Annotated in this window: 3 protein-coding genes; all 3 read left to right on the top strand. The window is 69.8% G+C overall.

From position 1 onward, the window contains the following. Positions 1 to 346 (top strand): acyl carrier protein (locus DD1DGNOD_RS22250; RefSeq protein WP_131768378.1); only part of this gene is annotated, 346 nt, incomplete at its 5' end. A 24-nt stretch (positions 347 to 370) separates the two neighbouring features. After that, positions 371 to 1,330: a 3-oxoacyl-ACP synthase III family protein gene (locus DD1DGNOD_RS22245; protein WP_131770977.1), complete on the top strand. Its 960-nt coding sequence runs from the start codon at positions 371 to 373 to the stop codon at positions 1,328 to 1,330. Positions 1,331 to 1,553: 223 nt separating this feature from the next. Then, on the top strand, positions 1,554 to 7,010 hold the full coding sequence (locus DD1DGNOD_RS22240; protein WP_206443361.1) for a carboxyl transferase domain-containing protein: 5,457 nt from the start codon (positions 1,554 to 1,556) through the stop codon (positions 7,008 to 7,010). The last annotated feature ends 9 nt before the right edge of the window (positions 7,011 to 7,019 follow it).

Raw genomic sequence — 7,019 nt, 5'->3', positions numbered from 1 at the left:
ACAACCGACCAACCCAGTCCGGCCGGCGCCTGCCGAGCCGGCCGAGCAACGTCCGGACGCTGAGAGGGCCGCCGACGTCCGTGCCGAGATTCAACGGCATACCGGAGACGAACGCCGCAGGGTTATCGCGAAGCACCTCGTTGAAACCGTGCGCGAACTCCTCGGGTTGCGGGCGCGTCGGGTGAGCACCAGCGCCACCTTTGCGGAGCTCGGCCTGGACTCCCTGCGCGCCCTGGAACTCCGCGAACGAATCCAGCAGCTATTCGAGGTCTCCATCCCGGTCGCCTCGATTTGGGAGCACCCGACAATCGCAGAACTCAGTGCGTATCTCGACGAACTGTTGTAGCCTCGGACCCTATAGGAGGTCGTTGTGAGGACAGTCATCCTTGGAACCGGATCATATCTTCCGGAAAAAATTGTCACGAGCGAGGAAATGGAAGATCGTCTCGGCCTCGACCGCGGCTATATCTTCGAGAAGACCCGCATCCGCGAACGCCGTGTGGCAGCACCGCGCGAGGTCACCTCCGATCTGGCTGCCCCCGCCGCACGACAGGCGATCGGCGCGGCAGGAATAAAAGCCGGAGCCATCGATGTGATCGTGGTCGCCACCTCCACACCCGACCAGCCCATGCCCGCCACCGCATGCCGCGTTCAAGAAGCGATCGGCGCCACTCGAGCGTTCGCCTTCGACATCCAAGCTGTCTGCACCGGCTTCATCTACGCGCTGAAGGTCGCCCACTCCATGCTTGTCGCGGACCCGGCGTATTCCACCGCCTTGGTTATTGGCGCCGACATCTATTCGCACATTCTTGATTACACCGACCCCCGCACCTCGATTCTTTTCGGAGACGGTGCTGGCGCGGTCGTCCTCGGCAAGGTACCTGGCGGACAGGGCCTGCTGGCGAGCACCCTGTCCTCGGACGGACGCCACGCGGACTTGATCCAGGTCCCCCCCGGAGGCTTTTTCACGATGAACGGCCGGGAGGTCCGTCGCCTGGCAACCGAGAAGATGGCAGGAGTCGTGACGGACCTGTGCACGGCTGTGGGCGTAACGCTGCCCGATGTCGATCTCATCGTGCCCCATCAGGCGAACGGCGTGATGCTGGCCGACCTGGCCGAGACGCTGAGGCTCGCTCCAGACATGATGCATCTCACCGTCGGCAAGTACGGCAACACCGGTGCAGCTTCCGTGCCGATCACGCTGGATGACGCCGTGCGGGCCGGCCGGCTCCAGCAGGACTCCCTGCTCCTGCTGGTGGCTTTTGGCGGCGGCGCGACGTGGGGTGGGGTCGCCTTGCGCTGGACGACGACGAGATCGACCCCGATCTGATCAACACGGGCCAGTCACGCTCCTGCCTGAGTCCGGGACGGTCGTCGCAGCCGTTCGTCAACCGTTTCATTGACGAACGGCCTTGATCGAGCTAAGCTTATATCAACCTATTGGCTTAGAAATGCCTGTCATTGGATCAACTGTCCGGGTCTTCGGCTCGCCGAGCCGACCGGCCGGGTGCCATCCCCACATTCCGACCAGTCATGAGCAGAAGGGCTCAGCCGTGATCCGCTGTGTCGTCATCGTCAACCGTGGTGAGGCCGCGATGCGCGTCATCCGCGCCGTTCAGGAGCTGGCCGCCGAGACCAATACACGGATCGAGACTGTCGCCCTGTACACCGACGTTGACCGCACCGCGACGTTCGTGCGCGCGGCCGACAGAGCCTACTATCTCGGCCCGGCCGCCGCGCGTCCCTATCTCGACCTGAGGGTCCTGGAACGCGCGCTGGTGGAGACCGGGGCCGACGCCGCGTGGGTCGGCTGGGGCTTCGTCGCGGAGGACCCGGCGTGCGCAGAGCTTTGTGAGAGGCTCGGGGTCGCCTTCATCGGGCCCAGCCCCGAGGCCATGCGCAAGCTCGGCGACAAGATCGGCGCGAAGCGGATCGCTGAGGAGGTCGGCGTGCCGGTCGCGCCGTGGAGCCGCGGTGCGGTTGAGAGCCTGGACGCCGTCAGGGCGGCGGCCGCCGAGATCGGCTATCCGCTGATGCTCAAGGCGGCCGCGGGTGGCGGCGGCCGGGGCATCCGCGTGATCAGGGACGAGTCCGAGCTCGTCAACGCCTATGAACGCACCAGCCAGGAGGCCGTGCGGGCGTTCGGCAGCGGCGTAATGTTCCTGGAGCGCCTGATCACCGGGGCCCGGCACGTCGAGGTCCAGGTGATCGCCGACGGCCACACCGCGTGGGCGCTCGGCGTCCGCGACTGCACGGTGCAGCGGCGCAACCAGAAGGTGATCGAGGAGTCGGCCTCGCCGGTGCTCAGCCCGGAGCAGGCGGACGAGCTCAAGGCCGCGGCCGAGCGGCTGGCCGTCAAGGTCCGCTACCGGGGCGCGGCGACCGTGGAGTTCCTCTACCGCCCGGGCGACAGGCAGTTCGCGTTCCTCGAGGTCAACACCCGCCTGCAGGTCGAGCACCCGATCACCGAGGCCACCACCGGGTTCGACCTGGTCAAGGCCCAGCTGCACGTGGCCTCGGGCGGTCGCCTGCAAGGCGCGCGGCCGGTCGAGCGCGGACACGCCGTCGAGGCCCGGCTCAACGCCGAGGACCCCGACCGCGACTTCGCGCCGTCCCCGGGTCGCATCGCGCGGCTGAAGCTGCCGGCCGGGCCCGGCATACGCGTGGACACCGGCGTCAGCGAGGGCGACACCATTCCGGCCGACTTCGACTCGATGATCGGGAAGATCATCGCCTACGGCCGCGACCGCGACGAGGCGCTGGGCCGGCTGCGCCGGGCGATTCAGGAGATCGAGGTGATCATCGAGGGTGGCGCCACGAACAAGAGCTTTCTGCTGGACCTGCTCGACCGGCCCGAGGTGATCGACGCCAGTGTGGACACCGGCTGGATCGACCGCGTCCGCGCTGAGGACGGGCTTGTCTCGCACCGGCACTCCGCCGTGGCCCTGGCGGCCGCGGCCATCGACGCGTACGAGGAGGAGGAGCGCGTCGAGCGGCAACGGCTGCTGTCGACGGCGTTCGGCGGACGTCCGCAGGTGCAGCACGACAGCGGCCGGCCGCTGGACCTCAAGTTGCGTGGCGTCGGCTACCGGGTGCGCGTGGCGCGGCTGGGCCCGCACCGGTTCCGCGTCGGCGTCGAGGCCGGCGCGGACGTCCGCACCGCCGACGTCGAGCTCGACCGCTTCGACCGGCACACCGGGCAGATCGTCGTCAACGGCGCCCGGTACCGGCTGCTCACCGACACCCACGGGCCGGTCCACCTGATCGAGGTGGACGGCGTCACGCACCGGGTCAGCCGCGACGAGGGCGGCGTCGTCCGCTCGCCCGCGCCTGCGCTGGTCATCGCCATGCCGGTGGAGGTCGGCGCCGAGGTCGAGGCGGGCGCGCCGCTGCTGGTGCTGGAGAGCATGAAAATGGAGACGGTGCTGCGGGCGCCGTTCAAGGCGCGGGTGAAGGAATGTGTCGTCTCCCTGCACAGACAGGTCGAGGCGGGCGTGCCGCTGCTGTGGCTGGAGCGGATCGCCGACGCCGAGGTCGAGGACACCCCGGCCGCCGCGGCGGCCGGGGTGGATCTGCCGGCCGCGCCCGAGGAGGTCCCGGCGCGCGAGCGCACCGCGCGCGGCCTGGAGGATCTGCGCGCTTTGCTGCTGGGCTTCGATCTGCACGACGAGCGCCGGGTGCTCGATGACTACCTCGCGTGTCGGGCGGCCACCGAGGAGGGCCACCGGCCGCTGGCCAAGGAGCTCGAACTCATCGAAGTGTTCGCCGACCTGGCCGAGCTGGGCCGGAACCGGCCGGCCTGCACGGACGTCGGCGGTGAGGGCCACCTGCACAGCGCTCACGAGTACTTCCAGACTTACCTGCGGAGCCTCGACGTCGAGCGGGCCGGGCTGCCGGAGGCGTTTCAGGCCAAGCTGGCCAAGGCGCTCGGGCACTATGGCGTCACCGACCTGGGACGCTCCCCCGAGCTCGTGGCCGCGGTGTTCCGGATCTTCCTGGCTCTGCAGCGCGCCGTCGCCGCCGCCACGGTCGTCGCGGCGCTGCTGCAATCGTGGCTGCGGGAGCCGCCGCCGGACAAGTCCGTGCACCAGCCGGCGCGTCTGGCGCTGGAGCGGCTGGTGGCCGCCACGAAGGTCCGCTTCCCCGGGGTCGCCGACCTCGCGCGCGGCGTGGTGTTCGCCTGGTTCCGGCGGCAGCAGCAGCTGCGGCGCCGCGCCCGGGTCTACGCCCGTGTCCGCGAGCACCTGCGTCACCTGGACGCGTACCCGGACGCGCCGGATCGCGCCGCGTGCATCGCCGAGATGGTGCGCAGCACCGAGCCGCTGGTGGGGCTGCTGGGCCAGCGGCTGCTGCGCGACGACCGGGACAACACGGTCATGCTAGAAGTGCTGACCCGCCGGTACTACGGCAACAAGGACCTCACCGGCGTCCGCGCCGCCGAGTACGCCGGCTGCCGATTCGTGGTGGCCGAGCGCGCGGGCTCCTGGCTCGTCTCCTGTGCGGTGGGCTTCGACGCGCTGGGCGAGGCGCTGGGCGGGCTCGCGGAGCTGGCTGGCGGCGAGCACTCCTTCGACGCTGACATCTACCTGTCCTGGGAGAACCAGCCGGCGGACTCCGCCGCGATCGCGGTCGCGCTGCACGAGGTCGTCAGCGCGTACCCACTGCCGCCCCAGGTGCGTCGGCTCACCATCACCGTCGCGGGCAGCTGCCGCGCGGTGATGCACCACCACTTCACGTTCCGGCCGTCGGACGCCGGGATGGCCGAGGAGCGGCTGATCCGCGGCCTGCACCCGTACATCGCGCAGCGGATGCAGCTGGAGCGGCTGAGCAAATTCGACCTCACCCGGCTGCGGTCGTTGGACGAGGAGGTGTACCTCTACCAGTGCGTGGCGCGGGAGAACCCGTCGGACGACCGCCTCGTCGCATTCACCCAGGTACGCGACCTGATGGGGGAGTGCGATCACGACGGCCGGCTGGTCGCGCTGCCGACGGCCGAGGACGCCGTGGCCGCCTGCGTCGACTCGATCCGCCGCGCGCAGTCGCGGCGACCGTCGGGCAAGCGCTTCAGCACCAACCGGATCGTGGTCTACGTCTGGCCGCCGAGCGACATCACCCGTGCGGAGCTGGAGATGATCGCCGGGCGTGTGCTGCCGACGACCGCGGGCGCCGGACTGGAGGAGATCCTGTTCATCGCGCGGCAGCGCAACCCGAGGACCGGCGAGCTATCCAAGATCGCCGTGCGGGTCTCCTTCGACGCCACGGGCGGCACCGAGCTGACCGTTGGCGAGCCCTCGGCCGAGCCGGTCGAGCCGCTCGACGACTACCGGCTGAAGGTGCTGCGCGCGAGCAGCCGCGAGATGATGTACCCGTATGAGCTGACCGACCAGCTCGGCGAGTTCGTCGAACATGACCTCGACGACAACCACGCGCTGGTACCGGTCGACCGGCCGAAGGGGCACAACACCGCGGCGATCGTCACGGGCGTGGTCACCACCCCGACCCGGCTGCACCCGCAGGGTGTGACCAGGGTCGTGCTGCTCGGTGACCCGACGAAGTCGCTCGGCGCGCTGTCGGAGCCGGAGTGCCGACGCGTGATCGCCGCGCTGGACCTGGCCGAGCGGAGGCGGCTGCCGCTGGAGTGGTACGCGGTGTCCTCCGGCGCCCGGATCTCCATGAAGACGGGCACGGAGAACATGGACTGGGTGGCCGCGGCGCTCAAGCGGATCATCGAGTTCACCCAGACCGGAGGCGAGATCAACATCGTGCTCGCGGGCATCACCGTCGGCGCGCAGCCCTACTGGAACGCCGAGGCGACGATGCTCATGCATACCAAGGGCATCCTGGTGATGATTCAGGACTCGGCGATGGTGCTCACCGGCAAGCGGGCCCTGGATTTCTCCGGTGGCGTGTCGGCCGAGGACCACTTCGGCATCGGCGGCTACGACCGGGTGATGGGCCCGAACGGGCAGGCGCAGTACTGGGCGCCGAACCTGATCGCCGCCCGGGACGTGCTGATGGCGCACTACGACCACACGTACGTCGCCCCCGGCGAGGATGCTCCGCAGCGGGCGGAGACGAACGACCCCGTCGACCGCGACATCTCCGACTACCCGCACTCGGTGGCTGGCAGCGACTTCACCTCCGTTGGGGAGATCTTCTCCGCCCGGGCCAACCCGGACCGTAAGAAGCCGTTCGACATCCGCACTGTGATGCGGGCGCTGTCCGACCAGGACCACCGGGTGCTGGAACGCTTCAAGCACATGGCCGACGCGGAGACCGCGGTGGTGCAGGACGTGCACCTCGGCGGCATACCGGCGTGCCTGATCGGCATCGAGTCGCGGGCGGTGCCGCGGCGCGGTTTCCCGCCCACCGACGGCCCGGACACCTATACCGCGGGCACGCTGTTCCCGCAGTCCTCGAAGAAGGTCGCGCGGGCGATCAACGCGGCGAGCGGGAACCGGCCGCTGGTGGTGCTGGCGAACCTGTCGGGCTTCGACGGCTCGCCCGAGTCGATGCGCAACCTGCAGCTGGAGTACGGCGCCGAGATCGGCCGCGCGATCGTGAACTTCCGCGGGCCCATCGTGTTCTGCGTGATCTCGCGGTACCACGGCGGCGCGTTCGTGGTGTTCTCCAAGGCGCTGAACCCGAACATGACCGTGCTGGCGCTGGAGGGCTCGTTCGCCTCGGTGATCGGCGGCGCCCCCGCCGCCGCGGTGGTGTTCTCCGACGAAGTCGACGCCCGCACCGCCGACGACCCGCGCGTGCGCGACCTGGAGGCCCGGGTCACGGCCGCCGCCTACCCCGACCACGCCGCGCTGACCGCGGAGCTCGACGAGCTCCGCACCTCCGTCCGCGCGGAGAAGTTCGCCGAGGTAGCCGAGGAGTTCGACCGCGTGCACAGCATCCAGCGCGCGGTCGAGGTCGGCTCCGTCGATGCCGTCATCCCCGCCGCCGAACTGCGCCCGCGGGTCATCGAGGCCATAGAGTCCCGTCTGCGTCAGCTCGGCTAACGGCGTCGA

Source organism: Candidatus Protofrankia californiensis, assembly GCF_900634765.1.
In the GTDB taxonomy this organism is placed as follows: Bacteria; Actinomycetota; Actinomycetes; order Frankiales; family Frankiaceae; genus Protofrankia; species Protofrankia californiensis.
Note: the sequence above shows the minus strand (reverse complement) of the source record. Positions and strands in the feature narration are given on the sequence as shown.